A 20,306-nucleotide genomic window follows, 5' to 3' on the forward strand; every position below is an offset into this window, starting at 1 on the left:
GACTCAACGGTCAGCATTTTTCTTAGCAAATGTATCTGCTGCATATTTCTTTACTAAATAGCTAATAAAAGGATAAAAAAACATCATAAACACGGCATTACCAATTGCGTGGTTTGTATCAAATAAAAGACCACTAAAATAGTAAGCCCAAAACTCCCCACTTATCTGATAGTTTGTTAATGAAATAATCAAACCATAAAAATACCCACAAAAAATTGAAAAAAATACAATAAAAGGAAAAGATATGCGGGTGAAAACATTTCCGATAATTCCACTTATTAAACCGATAATCCCCCAAGCAACGGTTTGCCATATCACCCAAATCCCCATACCCAACAGCATATTAGAAACAAATGTTATAAGTAACGATAGTATTACAGCAGCACCCGGCCCCAAGATCAAACCAGTAATAATTATAATGGACGTAACGGGCTGTACATTTGGGATAAAAACGAAGGCGTATCTCCCAACAATAGCTAGTGCTGCTAAAATCGCTAATAAGGTTAATTTATATGGGTTCAATTACATCATTCCCAAGCTTGGAAATCAAAAACGACCTTATCATCAGGCTTTAGTTCATACTCAGCAGCACCTACCTTTGCCATTTCTCCATTAACTGTATAAATCCAGCCCTTCTTTTCTCCTTCTTTAGCAGCTACCCTTTCAATTGAAGTAATGAACGTACCATTCTGTTCTGTTTCAATGTAGAAGTTCTCCTCCATGACATCCATTAAGATATCACCTTCTTCAATGGGTACCTCCTTTTCGTGAATATATTCCTCACCATGATCTTTTGTAATGGTTATTAGGACTGTTTCTTCAGACTGCTCTGTGTTACTCCCTTGATTTTCTGTTGTATTATTTGCTTCTTTCTGTGTAGCTTGATCTGTTGAATCTTCAGTACCACATCCAGCTAATAATACAACAACCATAAACACAGCTATCAACCGAAACATCCATTGCTTCATTGTTATCCTCCCCATTCCTTCCATATTTGCAAACATATCATAACATAAATTTAACTTTCCTTGTTTTTCGGTATTTTAAAACTAAAGGCTGTACCTTGATTTATTTTACTATTCACATTAATGATTCCATTATGTGCATCAATAATATTCTTTGCAATGGCTAAGCCTAAGCCAGTACCTTTTTTCTTCTTATCTCTCGTTCTTGATTTATCGGCTTTATAAAAACGTTCAAAAACAAAAGGTAAATCTTCTTCAGGAATTCCGCTACCACTATCTTCAATCTCAACCTGAAGTCCATGTTCATCATTAGAAACTTTTACTTTAACAAATCCCTGTTCACTTGTATGACGAATTGCATTATCAATGAGATTTGTAAAAACTTGTTCAATTCTGTCTGGATCAATTTGTACATATGCTTCACTTAGCTGCTTATCTAGCGAGAGAGTAATTTGATTATCTAAAGCTAATCCATTAAATTTCTTTAGGATTCTCTCTACATATTTTTCTACTTCTACGGTTTCTAAATTTAAGTGAATATGACCTGCCTCCATTCGGGCAAGATCCAATAATTCATTGACTAGTCTTCCCATACGTAAAGACTCTTCATGAATGATTTGTGCGAGCTCATTCTTTTCTTCTTTTGATTCAGCTATATCATCTACAATGGCTTCACTATACCCCTGAAGCATCGAAATCGGCGTACGTAATTCATGTGAGACATTAGCAATAAAGTCCTCCCTAAGTTTATCCATTCTTCTTTCTTCTGTCATGTCACGAATCACGGCAACCGCTCCTCTTACATAGGATTGATCATATAATGGGGTCATTACCATTACCCAATTTCTACCTTGTAAACTAAGCTCGTGAATCGCTTCCTTTTCACCCTCTATAACTTCTTGTAAAATCTCATTTAATTCGCTAGGAAGCTTTCGTTCTTCTTGCTGATTTTGCATATTATTTTCATAATACCAATCTTCGATAAATCGTTCTGCAGGTGAATTTGTTACAATCATATCTCCACTACGGTTTAGTGTAATAACACCATCTGCCATAGAACTTACGATACTTGATAATTGTTCTTTCTCTTGCCGTAATGCATTTAAATGGAATTTCAATTGTCTGCCCATACGATTAAATGCTAACGCTAGTTCTCCAATTTCATCATGTGTTAGTATTGGGACCTTTGTATTAAATTCTCCTCTAGTTAAATCAAATGCTGCTTCACGCATCTTGATTAACGGGGAAGTTATTCTCGTCGATAAGAAAAAGGCAAAAATAGTAGTCAAAACAATTGCAATTCCTGCTGCAAGAAATATTCTTTTTGTCGTCTCTGCTTTCGTTTGATCAATTACATCTAACGATTGATATACAAAAACTGCACCCTCTTGGTTTTCTATAGGAATTCCAACAATCATAGCTTCCATTTGATTCCCTGGTAGAAAGAGTTGTTTTCTTACTTGCCTATTCGTGGTTAAAACTTCTGATAAGTCTTCTTCGCTTTCAATCCACTCTTTTTGTAATTTTAACAGATTTTTATCTTCACTATTCGACACCCATAGTTCCCCATCTTCAAAAACGATAGCAACTCTGCTTGCTGGGTCTTTTACACGTTCGGTCGTCTCCATAACATTGGACTTTTGTTGGGATTGAACAAGTACAGATACCTTCGTTGCTGTTTGGTGCATATCTTGCTCTGCTTCCTGAATATGAAAATCCTCAAAAAATTGTAATAGTAAAATAGTCAAAATAAACAATACAAAAGAAACTAGCAATAGGATGGTTATTGCTAGTTTACCAACAACACTTCGCCAAAACATTATTATTCATCCACCTCAAATTTATAGCCTACACCCCATACTGTCACGATCATTTTTGCTGCCTCTTTAGAAACATGATTCAGCTTCTCTCTTAATCGTTTAACATGGGTATCAACTGTCCGTAAATCTCCAAAGAATTCATATTGCCATACTTCCTTTAGCAAATGTTCACGATTAAATACTTTATCAGGAGATTTAGCTAAAAAACACAATAACTCATATTCTTTTGGAGTTAGACTTACTTCTTTTCCGTCAGCAGTTACTCGATGTGCATCATGATCAATCGTAATATGTGGGAAGACCATAATATTTTTTGTCGCAGATTCTGTTTCATTAAACGATGAACTGGTCACCCTACGAAGGATTGCTTTCACACGTAATACCACTTCACGTGGACTAAACGGTTTAACAATATAATCATCAACACCTATTTCAAATCCTTGGACACGATTAGCTTCTTCCCCTTTTGCCGTCAGCATAATAACAGGTGTGTCTTTTTCTTTCCTTAGCTCCTGGCAGACTTCGATTCCATCCATTTCTGGCATCATGATATCCAACAGAATAACATCATAGTCATTATTTAATGCGAGCTCTAATGCATCCGTTCCATTTTCTGCTTCTTCCACAGTAAAACCATCACGCTCCATATACATACGTAATAATCGTCGAATTCTTTCTTCATCATCTACTATCAAAACTTTAGCTTCTATATCCATGCTAGTTGATCCCCCTTAACGTTACCTATTCTATTATGAGTATAAACGAAGATGTTCAAAAAGTATAAGAAAAAACAAGGCATCACTAGAAGTATAATGATGCCTTGCTATCATTTCATGTTATGCATAAGAGTGTAGCCCTGCAAGTACAAGGTTTACAACAATTAAATTAAACATAATGATTGCAAACCCAACCGCTGCTAACCAAGCGGATTTTTCTCCATGCCATCCTCTTGATAATCGTAGATGTAAAAACGCTGCATAGAAGAACCAAGTAATGAGAGCCCAAACCTCTTTCGGATCCCAGCCCCAGAATCTACCCCAAGCTTCTTCTGCCCAGATTGCCGCAAAGATTAGTCCACCTAAAGTGAAAGCTGGGAAGCCAATTGCGACCGCTCGATAACATATCTCGTCAAGTAGATCTGGTCTTGCATTTTTAAGTAACGGTTGGATTACCGCACCAATCCTTTTTCTGAAAACAAGAAATAATAAAAGATAGAGACCTGTACCGAAGATGAATGACCAAATAAGCGTGTTTAATTTTCTACCTGCATCAGCTCCATGCATCCATTCCGGTGTCTCAAACCACGGGTTCATGACATCTTTTGTAATTAATGTACTATCATTCGGACTAGCTATCGCCGGCATATGATATTCTACTTCAACAACATTATTACCAGTAGTAGGTTGTTCAAATGAAACATTGTAATTCATCACACTAAATAGGGTCGAAGCTAGTATAAATCCTACAAAGAGTATTAATGAATAAAGAATAACTTCTAATGAAAATGATCTTCTTGTAAGTTTGGTTTGATCAATTTGTCTTATTAAATAAATTAATCCCGCAACAAAGCTGATCGTTAATATTCCCTGTGCAAGTGACACAGTTGTTACATGTATATATAACCAATGACTTTGCAGTGATGGAATAAGAGGCGATACCTCGGTTGGGAACATACTCGCATACGCGATGATAATTAGTGCTACTGGTAGAGCAAACAACCCCAGTACAGGAAGTTTGTAAATAAAATAAATAATGATAAACCCTAACACAATTGCCATACCAAAGAACGTCATGAATTCGAATAAGTTACTAACAGGAGCATGTCCACTCCCCATCCATCTTGTGATAAAGTATGACACCTGTGCTAAAAAGCCAATTATTGCTAAAGTAATTCCTATTTTTGCTGCCTTTCCATCTGATTTCCGTTTACTCCCAATTGTAAAAGAGAAAAACACCGTTGCTATTAAGTAAAGGAAAAAAGCAGTATAAAGCAGCGTACTGCTTAATTCAATGAAATTATTACTCATATAAACCCTCCTTATAGCTTATTAGCTATTCATCCAGTTCTTGCTGATCTGAAACCATTTTTACTTTCGTACCTGCAATTACCTTTTCTATATCTTTTTTTACTCCATGCCAATTTTTGTTCGTATGTGCAGCTAGTAATATTCCACCATCTTTAGGCCGAATCCAGATTCTCCGATGTTGCCAATACATTCCTTGTATAACTCCAATCATAAAAATTACTGCCCCAACCATGAAATACGGTAATGAGTAATCACGTCTAATCCGTAACCCACTCACATCATGCATTTCAAAATCAGTAATTCCTACGTTGTAATCATTTTCACCTGTTGCATCAATATTTTTACCAATCCCTAAGAAGCTAATTTCTGGCTCTTCCCCGTTTGGAGGATGTACTAGCATAACAAACGCTGGATTTCTAGGATAATTCGTTTCTGAGGCTGGTACACCATCATCATCCAAATAATAATCTGGATAGTATTTATTAATTTCTACTCGAAAGCCATTTTCTAGCTTGTATTCCGACTTAGGGGAAGTTAAATCAATAGTAAACGAGCCCAGAGCCTTTTCATCAGGATCATCTGTTTTATGCACCTTAAACGACATACTAGTAAATTCGTTTAATTGATAGCCTTGTTGATAAACAGCATAACCATCAAATTTAACAGGCTTATTCATGCGAATGTCGTCCTCGATAATTTTTTCTAATTCAGGTTCTGCCCCAGTTACTTCTGGTTGCTTTGCCTTATAAATAATGACGTCAGTTTGGTAATTACTAGGTACTTCTCCCCCCTCTTTGGAGATTGCCTCTTTAAAACGTGTATCATTCGGATCATGATTATCAATGATAAAATCTTTATTCTTTATATAATATTCCTGATCTGTCCCTGGCAGCACGAGCTGTTCGCCCTCACGTATCCATACATATTCATCCATATAAAAAAGCGGAGTTGTTCGTAGCAAGGCTGCAAGTAGAATAATGATTAAACCGATATGATTAACATACGGACCCCATCTCGAAAATCTCCCCTTTTCCGCGAGAAGATGTCCATCTTCTTCTGTCATTTTATAGCGTTGTTTCTTTAAGCCTTCTTTAAGGGCAGCCCAGTCTTCAGAAGATACAGTTTCTGTTTCACTAAATAGCCGTTGCCTGCTTAGAAAAGTCTCATGCCGTTTCGCCCGTTGTTTTCGAAGTGCTTTAAACAATGGCACGAACCGATCGAGACTACAGATTACGAGTGATACACCAATCAAAGCGATTAAAATCATATACCACCATGAGCTGTATAGATTATGAAAACCAAGTTGATAGAATATTAATCCAAAAATGCCATAGCGCTCTTCATAAAAAATAGCGGGATCACGTGAAACTGCATTTTGAGGTATGTACATTTCTTGCGGAAATATGGAGCCAATCGCCGATGCTACTAAAGCAATAACAATTAGCCAAACCCCTACCTTCACCGAAGAGAAAAAGCTCCATATCTTATCCACTATCGATTTATTGTATGTTTGTGATCTGCGCGCGGTACCATCATAACGCATGTTAAGTAATTTTTTCTTATCATTGCCGTCTATGTGTTGGTTTCCTTCTATTGGTTTACCACATGCCTCGCAAAGCACAGTACCTTCTGGATTTACATGACCGCATTCACATTTAATTTTTTTCATTTAAATCTCTCCATAATTATAGACTCTGTTGCTATTTCGGCTCTATTTCCTGAAGGTATCCTTCTAATCGATCTAATGTTAAAGCACCGTTCACTACTTCTTCAATCTTTCCTTCTGGATTAATGAATACAGTACTAGGAATCGGACCTACTTTATACAAGTCCCTTACTTGTCCACTTTTATCAAAAGGAATAGGGAAAGTTAAATCATACTCTTCTATAAATCGATCGACAACCAATTTTGTCGAATCTAGACTGACTGCTACAATCTCTACTCCCTTCTCTTTGTATTTAGGGTACAATTTCTGCATATAGGGCATTTCGGCTTTACAAGGTTCACACCACGTACCCCAAAAATTAAGCATTACACCTTTTCCTTCTAGGTCACTTAACCGAATCGTTTCAGTCTCGTTGTTTTTATTAATTTGCTGCAACTGGAAATCAGGTGCATCGTCCCCTACTTTATAGATAATCTTATCCTCTTTTAGATTTGATATCACAGCAAAAACAACAGCAGCTACTAATATTGCTAAAATAACAGACCTAAAAATTAAGCGGTTTCGCTTTTTGCTCTTCTTCTTTTTTTTCATTTCTTCAAGACTCAAACGAATCAACTCCCAGAGTCATTATATCATTTTGCTTGCTATTATTTTTTGACTATTCTTCAACATTTTTTGTTGCCAAATTACGCATTTGCTTTACTTCCTTAGGGGTTAATGGGCGATATTCCCCTGGTTTTAATCCATCCAAGGTTAAAAGCCCATAATTTTCCCTCTTTAGCTTTAATACAGGGTATCCTAACCCATCCATCATTCTGCGTACATGTCTATTTTTGCCTTCACGTAAGGTTAGTTGCAAAATCATATGATTATTTTTCCTGTCGGTAGATAGTACGCGATACTGGATTGCCTTCAATAGATCACCATCTGAGCGTACTCCTTTTCTTAATTGAGCTAATTCCGATTTCTCTGGAGTACCTTTGACTTTTGCTATATATACTTTGTCAACCTCATAACGTGGGTGCATTAGAAGATTAGCAAATTCACCATCATTCGTTAGTATCAGTATTCCAGATGTATCATAATCTAATCTTCCAATTGGAAAAACACGCTCGTCTACTTCACCAAGTAAATCGGTTACCACTTTTCTTCCTTTATCATCTTGTAAGCTGGATATTACTCCTCTTGGCTTGTATAACATAAAATAAACTGGAGCTTCTTTTTCCAACGGCATACCATCTACCTCTATTTCATCATTTGCAGTCACTTTTGTTCCAAGCTTCGTCACTACTTTTTGATTCACCTTAACTTTTCCTTCTTGTATTAACTGTTCAGCTTTACGCCTTGAGGTTATACCGCTTTGTGCAATTACTTTTTGTAAACGTTCTTTGGAATTTGACATTTTATCACCATTACCTATATATTTTCAACCATTATAATAGCGTTAACAAGAAGTTAACGCCACTCTTAAGTCTTATCCAAATAATATGGATACAATAACGATTGATGCTATTATACCAATTAAATCAGCTAATAGTCCAACTTTCAACGCATATCGCATCTTTTTAATTCCAATAGCACCAAAATATATTGTTAAAATATATAGTGTTGTATCCGTACTGCCCTGCATCGTTGATGCTAACCTACCAATAAATGAATCGGGGCCGTGTGTATCAATTAATTCTGTTGTCATTCCCAGTGCAGCAGTACCTGATATAGGTCTTACTAAAGCTAGGGGAATGATATCGGGTGGTATCCCAACCATCGTTAACAAGGGGGATATCAACTGAATAAAAGCTTCTAGTGCACCAGAGCTACGAAGTATGGATATTGACACAATCATACCAACTAAAAAAGGAAGTAAGGAAAATGCCATTTTGACTCCTTCCTTTCCTCCTTCAACAAATAATTCATATGAGGGAACTTTCTTAAACGTAGCTGTAACCAAAACAATTGCAATAAAACAAGGGATTAACCAGGCGCTCACTGTCGTTATTAATTCCATCACTTATGTCCTCCACTTGCTCTTATAATGAAAAATACGATCAATTACTATGGCACTTAAAGAAGAAACCAATGTAGCTAATATCGTTGCCCCTACAATTTCTGTAGGAGAAACGGAATTGTACTGCATTCGAATAGCAATTACCGTAGTTGGTATTAACGTGAGGCTAGATGTATTTAAGGCCAGAAATGTAATCATCGATCGTGAAGCAGTATCATCTCCACTTAATTGTTTCATTTGCTCCATTGCTTTTATTCCCATAGGAGTAGCTGCATTTCCTAAACCAAATATATTGGCAGTAAAATTAGAAAGTATATAACCAATAGCTGGATGATCTTTGGGGATATCCGGAAATAACCGGACGACTATTGGACGAAAGAGCCTTGCAAGGATACTTAGAATACCTGCTTCTTCAGCAATTTTCATAATACCTAACCAAAATACAAGCACACTTATTAGCCCAATGGACAATGTTACGGCTTCATTTGCACTTTCGAAAATTGCCTCGTTAACCTTGTCCATTGTTCCATTTAGCATGGCGTAGAAAATTCCAACTAGTGCCATAGCAGCCCAAATCACATTTACCATTTGACACCAACACCAACTACTTGTTGAAGCAACGATATAAATGACTCAAAAATAGTTTTCCGCTGTTCTAATTTTTGTTCATTTCGTAATACATCCGTTTCGGCAATTTCTTTGCCATCTAAGTAGAATACATTTTTACCGATTCGTTCACTGGTTATTTCCGATGCATCCTTTACTATATACAATTGATTTGTTACTTTCGCTTTTTCTTTATCGGTTAGGGGGTACGCAATATCATCCTGCATATAGCCGGACATTACTTTGGAGCTTTCATTTAACTTAAAGGATATAGATTTCTCCTCTGCAATTTTTTCCATATCATAATTCGTAAACCCCCATTCAAACATCTGGATATGATCACGCCAATCATCTGGAGCATCTAATGTTACAGCTATAAGGCTCATTCCATCCTTTTCAGCGGAAGATACGAGTGTTCTTCCCGTTTTTTTGGTATAGCCTGTTTTTCCACCAGTGCAATAATCATAATATTGCGTTAATAATTTATTTTTATTTTGCCAGCTGTATGTTCGATTTTCTGACAAATACGATTGGGCACCTGTAATTTTTCTAAACGTTTTATTTTTCATTGCGTAGCTCATTAAGATTGCCATATCGTATGCAGAAGAATAATGGCTATCCGAATCAAGACCATGAGGGTTATCGAAGTGTGTATGATTCATCCCAAGCCATTTCGCTTTTTCGTTCATGAGATAAACAAACCCCTCTTCACTCCCGCCAATATGCTCACTTATAGCAACAGCTGCATCATTCCCTGATCGAAGCATAAGCCCATAAACCAGATCGTTAATTGTCATTTTTTCTCCCTGCTCTAAATAAATCGAGGAGCCCTCCGTGTATATTGCTTTTCGGCTTGTCTTTGCCTTCTCTTGCATTTTCCCTGATTCAATTGCAATAATCGCGGTCATAATTTTCGTAATACTCGCAATCGATTCTGGATCATGAGCATTCTTTTCAAATAATACTCTACCAGTAGATTGCTCCATTAATATCGCATTTTGACCAGATATTTCCGGCTTTGCTTGTCCAATGGAAGGGAAAAATAGCAAGATAATAAGTACTATTATACCAACTGTTACAATGCGCATAAGCAGGTTTCCTCCTACGGTGGTGTTGTCTATACAGTTTATGCATGTACAATTGAAATATGATTAAAAGAAACAGTTTCGCGTTAGATATTCTATTATGATTGACTTACATTATTGTTCTTTACTGGTTTTTAGGATTTATCCCTCATATAACTGGCAGTAAGACCCCTACTTCAAGTAATAAAGGAAAAGCAATATGGGAAAGTGTGGAGTCCACTGCCAGTAAATGTCCGATTGGTTCAAGGACCTTTAGGTCATACTCTTGTGGTACTAACCATCCGTAGGCGATAAACAAATCCCCCACGGATGGAAGTTTCTCTTTATTGAATATGCGATGTGAATTTATAGAGCGTGGGCATGAGTGAAGAATTAGATATATATATAAAAGCAAATGAGACGTCTGTATGCATGAAAGCTAATGGAAGCATTTCATATCGAACCTTTAGTAATGGAGATCCTTTAACAGTTCAAAAAAAGCCTAACACGTTGAGGCATGGACAAAAGTACTTTATTTTTTAATCTGTTTACTTCAAAGAAGTTCTATCATCACTCCATCCAAAATACTTCACTTTCCGCGGGCATGGCTTCAACTTCCTCGCACAGCTAAGAACGCCCTCAAATGCATTAACAATATACCTATGCCAATTGTTCATTAAAGGAACAGCAGTTTATAACCTACTTTTGTAATTTATAGATACTGCACATCAATTAGAATAAGTTCCACATTAGACTTTTGGCTTTTTTATACCTATTATTTACATTATTCCAATTGACAACATTCCACCAATTCTCGATATATGCTTTTTTGTCGGTTTTATATTGCAAGTAATAAGCATGTTCCCACATATCTAATACTAATAAGGGGATGATATCAGCAATTTGAAAGAATTGATGTTTTTCAAAGGACTGAACCCCTAGCTTTCCGTTCCTCGGGTTCCAATATAGAAGAGCCCAACCATCTCCTTCAACGGAGGTTGCAGTTTTGGTAAACAACGCTTTAAATTGCTCCCATGTGCCAAAATCGTTGTTTAATTTTTGCGATAATTCACCTTCTGGCTGCTTTGTTGAATTGGGAGTCATATTGAACCAAAAAATGGTATGCAGTTGGTGTCCTGATCCATGAAAAGCTTGTTCCCTAAGCCAATATTTCATAAATTTAGCATCTGGCTTTTTAATATATAGTTCTTTCTCCGCTTTATTTAATCCATCGACATAACCTTGATGATGCTTGTCATGATGTAATCGCATTATTTCTTCACTAATGTAAGGTTCGAGCGCATTGTATGCATATGGCAGAGCCGGAAGTTTCCGTTGTCCATATGGAATTCCCTTATTTCTATTGTTTATTTGTTTCGAATGTTTGATATCAAACAAAATTCGCTCTCCTTCTGCATTTATTGCTGTTAAGTCATGTTGACTGATGAATTGTTCCGATTCCTTTAAGTGAAGAATGGTAGATTGCCAACTTCTTAAGCGTTCCAATATTTGTTCATTTTTGTCTTGCGATAGAGATTCATCTAACCCCCGACTTATGTCATTTCCCCAATCCATAAGATCATTTAAATATTGATGTACTGTATTATCCATATTAACCACCTCTATGTACCATATGCCCATTTGCTCTGTCTGTGCATATAGGTAAAGAGGACAGATTACTTATTAGAATGGTTTTTAATCGTTCGACATTCTGCTTCACCGCATAAGAAAAACGGAGCAAAATTCGCTCAGTCCTTATCACTAAATGCTCAGATTTACGCTTCCTCTAGTAGCTATTATGGAATAATAGCTACTGCTTGACCACCACTCCGGCTGCCCACTTCCCTTTCCGTGGGGTTTGTCCTTCAGCTAACTTTTTTAGCAAAACCCGCTCAAAAAAGTGGATCTTCAGGTCAAACATTTCCCACAGGAGTTGAAGTGGCCGGCCTTCGCTATTATCAGGCTCTACAACGCTAGCATGAAGTAACACAGCTGCTTTTATACTCACGGATAGCGATTTTCACTTTACCCATTGTAAAAAAAGTCAACCTATTTACTTATGACAAGAATTGTTGCACCTTCTCATAGCGGAGACGAATTACGTAGACTCCTGCGGGAATTGCGCGAGCCGAAAATCCACTTTGCAACGTGTTCTTCTTTGCAAAGTTAGTTGAGGCCCGTGCCCGCGGAAAGCGAAGCAATTCGTCGGAGCATTGCCAATATACATCAAACATTTCAAAATAACTACTTGGCTTAACGCAGTCATTGCACTGATTTTATACTTTCTTAACTTAGAACAAAAGCGCTAGCGCCCGATTAGAAACGTAATTACTGGAGTGAGCCAATGGAGATAAAGGAAATCACGGTGAGCTTGTGAGCCAATGAGGACTTAGATTAGGGCGATTCATGAAGTCGCTACGTTTCTGGGTGCTGGAGCTGGACACGGCTCAACACGCCCATATTTATCTACATAGGCAATTTTTATAATTTCCTAGACTACAAAAAAACGCTTGCCGCTTCTTCAAGGAACTTGCACTTCCAGTTGAAGGTATATTGCAACGCGCTTTTTATTTAAATGAATCAGTACATTCGTTACTTTAAAGCAACATATAGCATATTAAATTAGTCTGTATTTCTATTCGATAGGTTTTCGCTGAATCGTTCAAAAAACAAATCCGCCTCCGATTCCAGCTCATCTGACTCTGTATTTTCTGGAAGTGGTGGTAACTCCTCAAGTGATGTCAAACCAAAATAAGTTAAAAACTCTTTAGAGGTAGCAAATAATATGGGTTTTCCTACGCTATCCTTTCTCCCCACCTCTTCAATTAAAAGCCGAGAAAGAAGCGTTTGAACTGGTCGATCACTCTTTACTCCTCTAATTTCTTCTATTTCTGTTCTTGTAATTGGCTGCTGATAGGCAATAATTGCAAGAGTTTCTAACGCGGCTTGAGACATCCTTGTCGTTTGAGGAGTTTCTAACAGCTTTTTATAATAAGGACTATGCTCTGGTTTTGTTGTTAAATGATATACTTCATGAGCCTGCATGATCATAATGCCCCGATCGGTATTGTCATAGTCATACTTAAGCTCTTCAATTAAGTGTTCGACTGTTGCTTCCGTAATTTCTAATACTTTAGACAACTGTTTAATCGTTATTCCTTCATTTCCTGAAGCAAACAACAGACCTTCAACAATTGCCTTTAATTTCGTAATTTCCACCTTTATTCCTCCATGTTATACACATATAAAGCTTCCAACTGTTCCGTTTGTTCACAATATACTTGATTCTCTTTCATTAATTCTAAAAGAGCAATAAATGTTACAACGATGTGTGATCGTGATTGATATATAAATAGATCATCAAATAATATTCCATCCTTTGCTTCATTTACAACACGTAAAACCTCTTCCATTCTTTGCTCAATAGATATTTCTGCTCGCTTAATTTTTGTATCTAGTGGTTGATTCCATTTCTTTCGCTCTAACATTTTATTCAATGCATTTAACATATCATATACGGAGGTATCACCTTGAACGACTGCAGGGACTTCCTGTACATAATTATCAAATTCGATAGGTGGCCTTGTGAAAATCTGATTTGCTTCTATTTCCTTCTCCTGTAGCTGGACAGCTGCTTCCTTATACTTTCTATATTCTATTAATCGCTGCATCAATTCTTCCCGTGGGTCTTCCATATATTCCTCCGATTCTTCCTCTAACTCGGGCTTTGGTAGTAGCATTTGACTTTTAATCTCAACAAGCGTCGCTGCCATAACTAAATATTCACTTGCAATATTTAATTCAAGGCGTTGCATTGTATGAATATAAGTCATATACTGCTCTGTAATTGTTGCAACCGGAATATCATAAATATCAATCTCGTATTGATTAATCAAATGCAGTAATAAATCAAGCGGGCCTTCAAATGTATCTAATTTAACCTGGTAAGCTTGATTCAACTTATTCCGTCCCTTCATTCAAAAATTATATCATTAATTATAAACGCCCATACACGAATTGATCTACCGTCATACGTTATTAATGTAAGATAAATGTTATCACAAAACATTTATGCTAAGAAGAAAAAGGAGGTATTTCATCATGAGTGGTGGATATGGATACGGCGGAGGATTCGCGTTAATCGTTGTATTGTTCATTTTATTAATTATTGTCGGTGCTGCTTGGCTCTAAGTAAATAACTTACATGTTAACCAGCACACGAAAATAAAAGCCGGCCCCAATATAGGGCTGGCTTTTTATTCCTTATCCTTCTCTTCCTTAAATGCATCGCATTTTGAATAAAAATGCTGTATCTCCTCTTCAGCACAAACAGCATATTTATCCTGATAAAGGCGAGTTACTTCGTTCATCATCTTTTTGCCAATCCCGAGATTACGATGTGAAGGGTTCACAGAAACATGCTGAATAACAGCGTTAATTTCGCCTTCAACCCTAACCCCTATAGCACCTAAAATATCTTCTTCTTTCCACAAATAAAGATGCCAATCTGGATTTGTTTCATATTCTTTTATCGTTTGTTGCAATTTTTTTACATCTTTTTCTTCTGGCATAAAAGATAATAAACCCATTGCAATTTTTTCTAAGTTCTTCTTAAAGCGTATTAACATAGATACCCCTCATTAACGTTATAACTTATGAAAACTTTGGGAAGTTAATTATATTCCGCGTAGTTAGACGTTGTAAATTTCTGTAGTATTATTCCATAAGCTACAGTTGGAGTTTGTAATTATATTTATGCATGTAAAAACGTATTTGTCAAATTTAGAATTACTATTTATATGTGAATGTTATTTGTTAATCCATTTTTTCTTTCGTACAAGCCGTAACATTTTATACCCATCTGTCTGTTTCCCTTTGTATGCAAAAGGTAACAAATTCATTAAAGCTATCCAACCGTTAAATAACATCGATAGATGAATAAAGGGGTTAGGATGGCTCTGATGAATAGCCCAAAGTATAACAGATACACATCCACTCATAACTGGGCCAAACAGCGAAATAAGAATCTTTTCACGTGGTCGATAACTAGGAGTCCGCTCACTTAATGCGATCCCACCCAAGAAAAATAGTGGAAACAGCGTAATATAAAATTTATTGAAATTAAAGGATATTCCTTTTTTGCCTGTCCCAATAGATATATAGATTCGGTCTGCACCAACCAACCATGCAGCTATAGCATGGCCAAATTCATGTATAAATATACTAATTGGAGCAATTATTGCTAGTAAATAAACAAGCATTATCAATTCCATCTATTCCATCCTTTAGGAAAAACAAACCTATTCGCTGTACACTTTTACTTCCTTCATCACATCGCCATTTTGCATTGATTTAGCAAATTCAATACCAGATGTCACTTGTCCAAAAACGGTATGAACCCCGTTAAGATGTGGTTGTGGCTCATGTACAATGAAAAATTGACAGCTTCCTGTATCTTTACCAGCATGAGCCATTGATAGTGATCCTTCTAAATGTTTATGTGGATTACCTTCTGTTTCACACTTAATCGTATATCCTGCTGAACCAGTTCCGTTACCATTTGGGCAGCCTCCTTGACTTACGAAACCTGGAATTACACGATGAAATGTTAAACCATTATAAAATCCATCATTCACCAATTTTTCAAAGTTAGCAACTGTATTTGGTGCTGCGTCTTCATATAAATCAAATTCAATTTTATTATTATTTTCCATTACAATATATCCTTTTTTAGCCATGTTTAAGTCTCCTTTTCTATTTTCAACTATCGTACATTTTATCACTTAATTTAACGAAAGAAAAGAATTGTTGTTGACATCAGTACTATTCGTAACTTAAATCGTGACTAATAATATCTTGATAGCTCTCACGTTTAACAACTAATTTATCTTGGCTATCCTCTACAAAAACGACAGCTGGTTTAGCAAAACGATTATAGTGATTTGCCATCGAATATCCATACGCACCAGTTGAAAAAACAGCGAGAATATCGCCATGATCTACTTTCGGAAGAGGAAGATCCCAAATTAACATGTCGCCTGATTCACAACATTTACCAGCGATTGATACTTCGCTGATTGGAGGAGCACTGGCTTTATTTGCTATTACAGCCTCGTATTTAGCTTGGTATAACGCTGGCCTTAAGTTATCTGTCATACCGCCATCGACAGATACATAATTTCTAATACCAGGGATATGTTTAATAGCACCTACTGTATATAGTGTTAGTCCTGCATTTCCAGCAATAGCTCTTCCTGGCTCTAACCATATTTCAGGCATTGGTATTGCTAGCATTTGTACATGTTTTTTGACTTCTGTCACCAGTTCTTTAACATAGATATCATAAGAAATTGGCGATTCTTCTGAAGTATAGCGAATTCCATAACCTCCACCTAGATTTAATACTTCAGGTATGAATCCATACGTATTCTTCCAGTTTTTAAGTTCTTGGAATAATACCTCTGTAGCGATCAAGAAACGATCTGTTTCGAAGATTTGTGATCCTATGTGGCAATGTAATCCTTTAAACTTAATAAATTCATGATTCCACAATAATTTAAAGGCTTCTTCAGCTTGGCCGTTATTCAGATTAAAGCCGAATTTTGAATCTTCATTACCAGTCATTATGTATTGATGCGTCTTCGACTCTATTCCAGGTGTAACACGCATTAAAACATCCATTTGCTTGTTATATTCCTTTAATAATCTTCCAATAAGCTCAATTTCTCGAAAATTATCAACCACTATACAACCAATATCGTTTTCAATTGCCATGCGCAGCTCATTCAAACTTTTATTATTTCCATGGAGATGGATTTTTTCAGTTGGAAATTCTGCTTGCAGCGCTGTGTACAATTCGCCCTCAGAAACCACATCTAAACACATGTTCTCCTGTTTCATTATTTGTAACATAGCAATACTTGAAAAAGCTTTACTTGCATAGGCAACTTTAGCTGTAACCTCCATTTTATCAAAGGTCTCGATAAATGCTTTGCAATTGTTACGTATTATATTTACATCATAGACATATAGTGGTGTGCCATACTTTTGTGCAAGTTCGACAGCATCTGCCCCACCTATAACTAGATGCCCTTTGTCGTTTACCTCAAATGGATGGTTATCAATAATCATTGTGAAAGTCCTCCATAATGGTTTTCTGAATTTATAATTAAAAACTTTATCATAATAAAATATAAATGAAAAGAGGATGGCTCAAAAGTATATTATTCACATCATAATTCGAACGATTAAAACTAGTCTCACTATAACTCTAAAAGAAAAATAATGGGTGAAATCATTGGTTGATGACTTTACCCACTACCATTAGTATGTTTATTTGTTCTATTTTTTTGAGGGTTGACGGTAATTATTTTTCGGGTGGACAATACTAGGTCGACTATTTGTAAACGGCATAGGGATTCGCACAATCGTATGTAGCATGGCTTTTGCATTAAATGGCATAAACGGCCATAAATAAGGTGTTTTTAAGGATTTTAAGCTTGCTAATACGATGAGGTGAACCAAGAATAACCCAATAAACCCATAAAGTCCAAACATGCCGGTAATAATAACAAACAGGATGTTAACAATTTTATTCGAGATACTAAGCTCATAACTTGGTGTTACATAAGATCCAATTGCGCTTATAGAGACATAGAGGATTACTTCCGGACTAAACATTCCCACATCAATAGCAATTTGTCCAATCAATACAGCAGCAATCAATCCCATCGAGGTTGAAAGCGGATTTGGCGTATGGATTGCTGCCATTCGTAAAAATTCAATTCCGACCATCGCCATTACAATTTGAACCGGAATAGATATATTACCGTCTTCATTTGGCCCGATAAAAGCCAACTCTTTTGGTAATAGCTCCGGCTCCATTACAAATAATAACCATAATGGTAACAAGTACATGGAAGCAAAAACTGCAAAAAATCGAATCCAACGCACAAACGTTCCGATGGCTGGTGTTTGTCGATATTCTTCAGCATGCTGTAAATGATGAAAAAAAGTCGTTGGTAATATGATCACACTGGGCGATGTATCAACCGTAATTAATACATGACCTTCCAGTAGGTGATTAGCTGCTACGTCCGGTCTTTCTGTATAACGAACGAGTGGGTATGGTATCCATTTACGATTTATGATAAATTCATCAATTGTTTTATCTGCCATCGAGATACCATCAATTTCAATTGCCTCAATTCGTTCTTTTATAAGATGTATTAATCCTTCATCCGCAACGTCCTGAATATAACTAAGACATACGTCTGTTTTTGATCGCTCACCCACTTTTAACATTTCATTCCGTAGTCTAGCATCTCGAATCCTTCTTCTAGTCAAAGCAGTATTTTCAATAATGTTTTCCGTGTATCCATCACGTGAACCACGAACAACACGTTCTGTATCAGGTTCTTCTGGGGTTCTTCCCGGATAATTCCTAACGTCAACAATAAATGCGTAATCCTCACCATCTACAAACACAACAATGAGTCCTGATAGCATTTGATCCACTGCTTCATCCATTGTTTTTGCTTGATTCACCTGTTGATGGAGTAAACGATTTTCTATAATCTCTGGTAGCTTTTTGCTATTTGACTCATGATCATTTAAATTCACTAATTCTTTTATTAAATCTTGAATGATGATGGAATCACATAAACCAGTTACATAATATATTTGTACCTTTCTTTTCAAAAGTACAATTTCACGAAACCCAAGATCAAACGATACACCGATACCAAGTCGTTTTTTTAAATAGTTTTCTGTATCCTTTATTTTTGGAGAGATTGGTATTTTCTTATCTTTATTATTCATCATGTATCGCCTCGATTCTTATTGTTTTACAAAATAAACCCATTGAAATATCGATCCAGCTATTTTACCAAACACAATTGCCATTAATAGCCACATTGTGTGCTTTTCAATACCTATTCGTTTATATAGTATGGGGAATACATTTAAAACCTCGGTTAATGCTGCAGCAAGCATTCCGTTAAATATTCCTTGTAATATACCCCAGATCATAATAAATACAAAGGAGTAATTCCAGGTAATATTAGTGAATGACAAAAACGTACCAAAAAGTGACCCAAGCAAAATACATGCCGCATAAATATTAAGAAATGGTTCTGTTTTACTCAGTTGAATAAGCCGAGGAACAATACCTAAGACAGTAATAAATGCTACATAACCACCCCCAACAGCAAGACCACCAGCAAAGCCAATAATTAATTCGATGAGGCTATTTAGGAGGGGGGGCATCGTTTAATTTATTCTCATAATGAATCACATAATTATCGAGATCCTGCTGATAGTTATAAATTTCTACTTCTAAGGGGCTGGGCTCTTCATTAAACCGTTTATTAAACCAATGGTTAAAGAACAATAACATGCCAATACCTAATCCAAACGAATAGGGAATTTGAAGCCATAATGGAAATTCTTTTTCTTGACCTGTTAGTAAGTAATGAATTTTTTGGTGAACTTCCTGCATACTCACATCATAATGGAAATTCATAATCGTCATCGCTGTCCCAACGAATAAAAGAATCCAAACACCAATTGCAATCATTACGGATGGTGACTTCTTTTTCTCTTGGATACGTATTATGGTTTGCGGTGGTCCGATTAGTTGGAATTCCAGGTTGGTGAAATCATGATTTAAATGCTCTATAATTAAAAAGCTGTCAAGGATTACAATGTTTTTATCTTTTTTTGTTATTCGATAAATAGGTAAATTTTCCAGCTTTTCTTTCTCTGACGCATTAGTCGAAAGATATGCAATATCTTTAAGCTTTAATTCTTGATAACCTATTATCTCCATATTTTTTTTCATTCGTAAATATACCTGTTCTGCCATAAAATCATCCCTTATTGCGTTAATCTATAGCTAGTATTTGTCATTATTGCAATAATTATCACGAAGAATTACTAATACAGGTTTGGACATCGCTAAATCGAATATATGTAAAAACGAATAATAATTCTAAGCTAATTATACTTACGGGAAAGGTTTCAGGAAGAACATAATCAGCTATGATTAACTGACCAATATACATTCCTCTTTTAATAAAATAAACGATAAAAACCGAACTAATATCCGGATATTAACTTCATATAATCGGATTATCGTTCGGTTTTTACAAA

Annotated in this window: 23 protein-coding genes; 1 reads left to right on the forward strand and 22 read right to left on the reverse strand. The window is 36.2% G+C overall.

Features of this window, described 5'->3' with window-relative positions:
* Positions 1 to 3: 3 nt before the first annotated feature.
* The 15 genes from RVS70_RS04270 to RVS70_RS04340 all read right to left on the reverse strand — a co-directional run bounded on the left by RVS70_RS04270 (position 4) and on the right by RVS70_RS04340 (position 14,113).
* Positions 4 to 522, reverse strand: coding sequence for an ECF transporter S component (locus tag RVS70_RS04270; RefSeq protein WP_121605082.1), 519 nt, complete (start codon positions 520 to 522; stop codon positions 4 to 6).
* A 5-nt stretch (positions 523 to 527) separates the two neighbouring features.
* A complete protein-coding gene (locus RVS70_RS04275) occupies positions 528 to 968 on the reverse strand; it encodes a DUF4430 domain-containing protein (protein WP_121605081.1) in 441 nt (146 codons plus the stop codon).
* 50 nt (positions 969 to 1,018) lie between these two features.
* Positions 1,019 to 2,785, reverse strand: a complete 1,767-nt coding sequence (locus RVS70_RS04280; protein WP_026681048.1) for an ATP-binding protein — start codon at positions 2,783 to 2,785, stop codon at positions 1,019 to 1,021.
* A gap of 2 nt (positions 2,786 to 2,787) precedes the next feature.
* Positions 2,788 to 3,501: a response regulator transcription factor gene (locus RVS70_RS04285; protein ID WP_026681049.1), complete on the reverse strand. Its 714-nt coding sequence runs from the start codon at positions 3,499 to 3,501 to the stop codon at positions 2,788 to 2,790.
* Positions 3,502 to 3,621: 120 nt separating this feature from the next.
* The gene (gene ccsB / locus RVS70_RS04290; RefSeq protein WP_026681050.1) at positions 3,622 to 4,812 is read right to left on the reverse strand and encodes a c-type cytochrome biogenesis protein CcsB; all 1,191 of its coding nucleotides are present in this window, start codon (positions 4,810 to 4,812) and stop codon (positions 3,622 to 3,624) included.
* A gap of 25 nt (positions 4,813 to 4,837) precedes the next feature.
* Positions 4,838 to 6,481, reverse strand: a complete 1,644-nt coding sequence (locus RVS70_RS04295) for a cytochrome c biogenesis protein ResB (protein WP_026681051.1) — start codon at positions 6,479 to 6,481, stop codon at positions 4,838 to 4,840.
* A 31-nt stretch (positions 6,482 to 6,512) separates the two neighbouring features.
* Positions 6,513 to 7,070 carry a thiol-disulfide oxidoreductase ResA gene (gene resA, locus RVS70_RS04300; RefSeq protein ID WP_371414013.1) on the reverse strand — a complete coding sequence of 186 codons (558 nt, stop codon included), beginning with the start codon at positions 7,068 to 7,070 and terminating at the stop codon, positions 6,513 to 6,515.
* A gap of 67 nt (positions 7,071 to 7,137) precedes the next feature.
* The gene (locus tag RVS70_RS04305; RefSeq protein ID WP_026681053.1) at positions 7,138 to 7,881 is read right to left on the reverse strand and encodes a pseudouridine synthase; all 744 of its coding nucleotides are present in this window, start codon (positions 7,879 to 7,881) and stop codon (positions 7,138 to 7,140) included.
* A 72-nt stretch (positions 7,882 to 7,953) separates the two neighbouring features.
* Positions 7,954 to 8,484: a spore maturation protein gene (locus tag RVS70_RS04310; protein ID WP_026681054.1), complete on the reverse strand. Its 531-nt coding sequence runs from the start codon at positions 8,482 to 8,484 to the stop codon at positions 7,954 to 7,956.
* 3 nt (positions 8,485 to 8,487) lie between these two features.
* The gene (locus RVS70_RS04315; RefSeq protein WP_026681055.1) at positions 8,488 to 9,072 is read right to left on the reverse strand and encodes a nucleoside recognition domain-containing protein; all 585 of its coding nucleotides are present in this window, start codon (positions 9,070 to 9,072) and stop codon (positions 8,488 to 8,490) included.
* Positions 9,066 to 10,178: a D-alanyl-D-alanine carboxypeptidase family protein gene (locus RVS70_RS04320; protein WP_026681056.1), complete on the reverse strand. Its 1,113-nt coding sequence runs from the start codon at positions 10,176 to 10,178 to the stop codon at positions 9,066 to 9,068. Before RVS70_RS04320 ends, RVS70_RS04315 begins: the two co-directional genes overlap by 7 nt.
* 708 nt (positions 10,179 to 10,886) lie before the next feature.
* Positions 10,887 to 11,765, reverse strand: a complete 879-nt coding sequence (locus RVS70_RS04325; protein ID WP_026681057.1) for a superoxide dismutase — start codon at positions 11,763 to 11,765, stop codon at positions 10,887 to 10,889.
* A gap of 199 nt (positions 11,766 to 11,964) precedes the next feature.
* Complete coding sequence (locus tag RVS70_RS04330; protein ID WP_121603754.1) at positions 11,965 to 12,162, reverse strand: hypothetical protein; 198 nt, start codon at positions 12,160 to 12,162, stop codon at positions 11,965 to 11,967.
* A gap of 614 nt (positions 12,163 to 12,776) precedes the next feature.
* Positions 12,777 to 13,373, reverse strand: a complete 597-nt coding sequence (gene scpB, locus RVS70_RS04335; protein ID WP_026681058.1) for an SMC-Scp complex subunit ScpB — start codon at positions 13,371 to 13,373, stop codon at positions 12,777 to 12,779.
* Positions 13,374 to 13,375: 2 nt separating this feature from the next.
* Positions 13,376 to 14,113 carry a segregation/condensation protein A gene (locus tag RVS70_RS04340; RefSeq protein WP_321132555.1) on the reverse strand — a complete coding sequence of 246 codons (738 nt, stop codon included), beginning with the start codon at positions 14,111 to 14,113 and terminating at the stop codon, positions 13,376 to 13,378.
* 142 nt (positions 14,114 to 14,255) lie between these two features.
* On the opposite strand from RVS70_RS04340, the gene RVS70_RS04345 reads away from it, so the two are divergent.
* Positions 14,256 to 14,345 (forward strand): YjcZ family sporulation protein, encoded by a 90-nt coding sequence (locus tag RVS70_RS04345; RefSeq protein ID WP_021291215.1) that lies wholly within the window; start codon positions 14,256 to 14,258, stop codon positions 14,343 to 14,345.
* 65 nt (positions 14,346 to 14,410) lie between these two features.
* Here the strand turns inward: RVS70_RS04345 and RVS70_RS04350 are convergent, their stop codons facing one another.
* The 7 genes from RVS70_RS04350 to RVS70_RS04380 all read right to left on the reverse strand — a co-directional run bounded on the left by RVS70_RS04350 (position 14,411) and on the right by RVS70_RS04380 (position 20,019).
* Positions 14,411 to 14,782 (reverse strand): GNAT family N-acetyltransferase, encoded by a 372-nt coding sequence (locus tag RVS70_RS04350; RefSeq protein WP_026681060.1) that lies wholly within the window; start codon positions 14,780 to 14,782, stop codon positions 14,411 to 14,413.
* 180 nt (positions 14,783 to 14,962) lie between these two features.
* Positions 14,963 to 15,427, reverse strand: a complete 465-nt coding sequence (locus tag RVS70_RS04355) for a M50 family metallopeptidase (protein ID WP_026681061.1) — start codon at positions 15,425 to 15,427, stop codon at positions 14,963 to 14,965.
* Positions 15,428 to 15,454: 27 nt separating this feature from the next.
* Positions 15,455 to 15,892 (reverse strand): peptidylprolyl isomerase, encoded by a 438-nt coding sequence (locus tag RVS70_RS04360; RefSeq protein WP_026681062.1) that lies wholly within the window; start codon positions 15,890 to 15,892, stop codon positions 15,455 to 15,457.
* 85 nt (positions 15,893 to 15,977) lie between these two features.
* Complete coding sequence (gene lysA / locus RVS70_RS04365) at positions 15,978 to 17,285, reverse strand: diaminopimelate decarboxylase (protein WP_121605080.1); 1,308 nt, start codon at positions 17,283 to 17,285, stop codon at positions 15,978 to 15,980.
* 210 nt (positions 17,286 to 17,495) lie between these two features.
* Positions 17,496 to 18,974: a spore germination protein gene (locus RVS70_RS04370; RefSeq protein ID WP_121605079.1), complete on the reverse strand. Its 1,479-nt coding sequence runs from the start codon at positions 18,972 to 18,974 to the stop codon at positions 17,496 to 17,498.
* Between the two features lie 18 nt (positions 18,975 to 18,992).
* Positions 18,993 to 19,421 carry a stage V sporulation protein AB gene (locus tag RVS70_RS04375; protein WP_121605078.1) on the reverse strand — a complete coding sequence of 143 codons (429 nt, stop codon included), beginning with the start codon at positions 19,419 to 19,421 and terminating at the stop codon, positions 18,993 to 18,995.
* A complete protein-coding gene (locus tag RVS70_RS04380; protein WP_026681064.1) occupies positions 19,402 to 20,019 on the reverse strand; it encodes a stage V sporulation protein AA in 618 nt (205 codons plus the stop codon). Before RVS70_RS04380 ends, RVS70_RS04375 begins: the two co-directional genes overlap by 20 nt.
* Positions 20,020 to 20,306 lie beyond the last annotated feature (287 nt).

It is taken from the genome of Virgibacillus sp. M23 (assembly GCF_034190895.1).
GTDB lineage: Bacteria > Bacillota > Bacilli > Bacillales > Amphibacillaceae > Virgibacillus > Virgibacillus salarius.

Bases quoted from the DNA above. Each gene is read 5' to 3' on its own strand.
- RVS70_RS04275 (WP_121605081.1), bottom strand. From the start codon at position 968: ATGAAGCAATGGATGTTTCGGTTGATAGCTGTGTTTATGGTTGTTGTA.
- RVS70_RS04280 (WP_026681048.1), bottom strand. From the start codon at position 2,785: ATGTTTTGGCGAAGTGTTGTTGGTAAACTAGCAATAACCATCCTATTG.
- RVS70_RS04285 (WP_026681049.1), bottom strand. From the start codon at position 3,501: ATGGATATAGAAGCTAAAGTTTTGATAGTAGATGATGAAGAAAGAATT.
- ccsB (WP_026681050.1), bottom strand. From the start codon at position 4,812: ATGAGTAATAATTTCATTGAATTAAGCAGTACGCTGCTTTATACTGCT.
- RVS70_RS04295 (WP_026681051.1), bottom strand. From the start codon at position 6,481: ATGAAAAAAATTAAATGTGAATGCGGTCATGTAAATCCAGAAGGTACT.
- resA (WP_371414013.1), bottom strand. From the start codon at position 7,070: ATGAAAAAAAAGAAGAAGAGCAAAAAGCGAAACCGCTTAATTTTTAGG.
- RVS70_RS04305 (WP_026681053.1), bottom strand. From the start codon at position 7,881: ATGTCAAATTCCAAAGAACGTTTACAAAAAGTAATTGCACAAAGCGGT.
- RVS70_RS04310 (WP_026681054.1), bottom strand. From the start codon at position 8,484: ATGGAATTAATAACGACAGTGAGCGCCTGGTTAATCCCTTGTTTTATT.
- RVS70_RS04315 (WP_026681055.1), bottom strand. From the start codon at position 9,072: ATGGTAAATGTGATTTGGGCTGCTATGGCACTAGTTGGAATTTTCTAC.
- RVS70_RS04320 (WP_026681056.1), bottom strand. From the start codon at position 10,178: ATGCGCATTGTAACAGTTGGTATAATAGTACTTATTATCTTGCTATTT.
- RVS70_RS04325 (WP_026681057.1), bottom strand. From the start codon at position 11,765: ATGGATAATACAGTACATCAATATTTAAATGATCTTATGGATTGGGGA.
- RVS70_RS04345 (WP_021291215.1), top strand. From the start codon at position 14,256: ATGAGTGGTGGATATGGATACGGCGGAGGATTCGCGTTAATCGTTGTA.
- RVS70_RS04350 (WP_026681060.1), bottom strand. From the start codon at position 14,782: ATGTTAATACGCTTTAAGAAGAACTTAGAAAAAATTGCAATGGGTTTA.
- RVS70_RS04355 (WP_026681061.1), bottom strand. From the start codon at position 15,427: ATGGAATTGATAATGCTTGTTTATTTACTAGCAATAATTGCTCCAATT.
- RVS70_RS04360 (WP_026681062.1), bottom strand. From the start codon at position 15,892: ATGGCTAAAAAAGGATATATTGTAATGGAAAATAATAATAAAATTGAA.
- lysA (WP_121605080.1), bottom strand. From the start codon at position 17,285: ATGATTATTGATAACCATCCATTTGAGGTAAACGACAAAGGGCATCTA.
- RVS70_RS04370 (WP_121605079.1), bottom strand. From the start codon at position 18,974: ATGAATAATAAAGATAAGAAAATACCAATCTCTCCAAAAATAAAGGAT.
- RVS70_RS04375 (WP_121605078.1), bottom strand. From the start codon at position 19,421: ATGCCCCCCCTCCTAAATAGCCTCATCGAATTAATTATTGGCTTTGCT.
- RVS70_RS04380 (WP_026681064.1), bottom strand. From the start codon at position 20,019: ATGGCAGAACAGGTATATTTACGAATGAAAAAAAATATGGAGATAATA.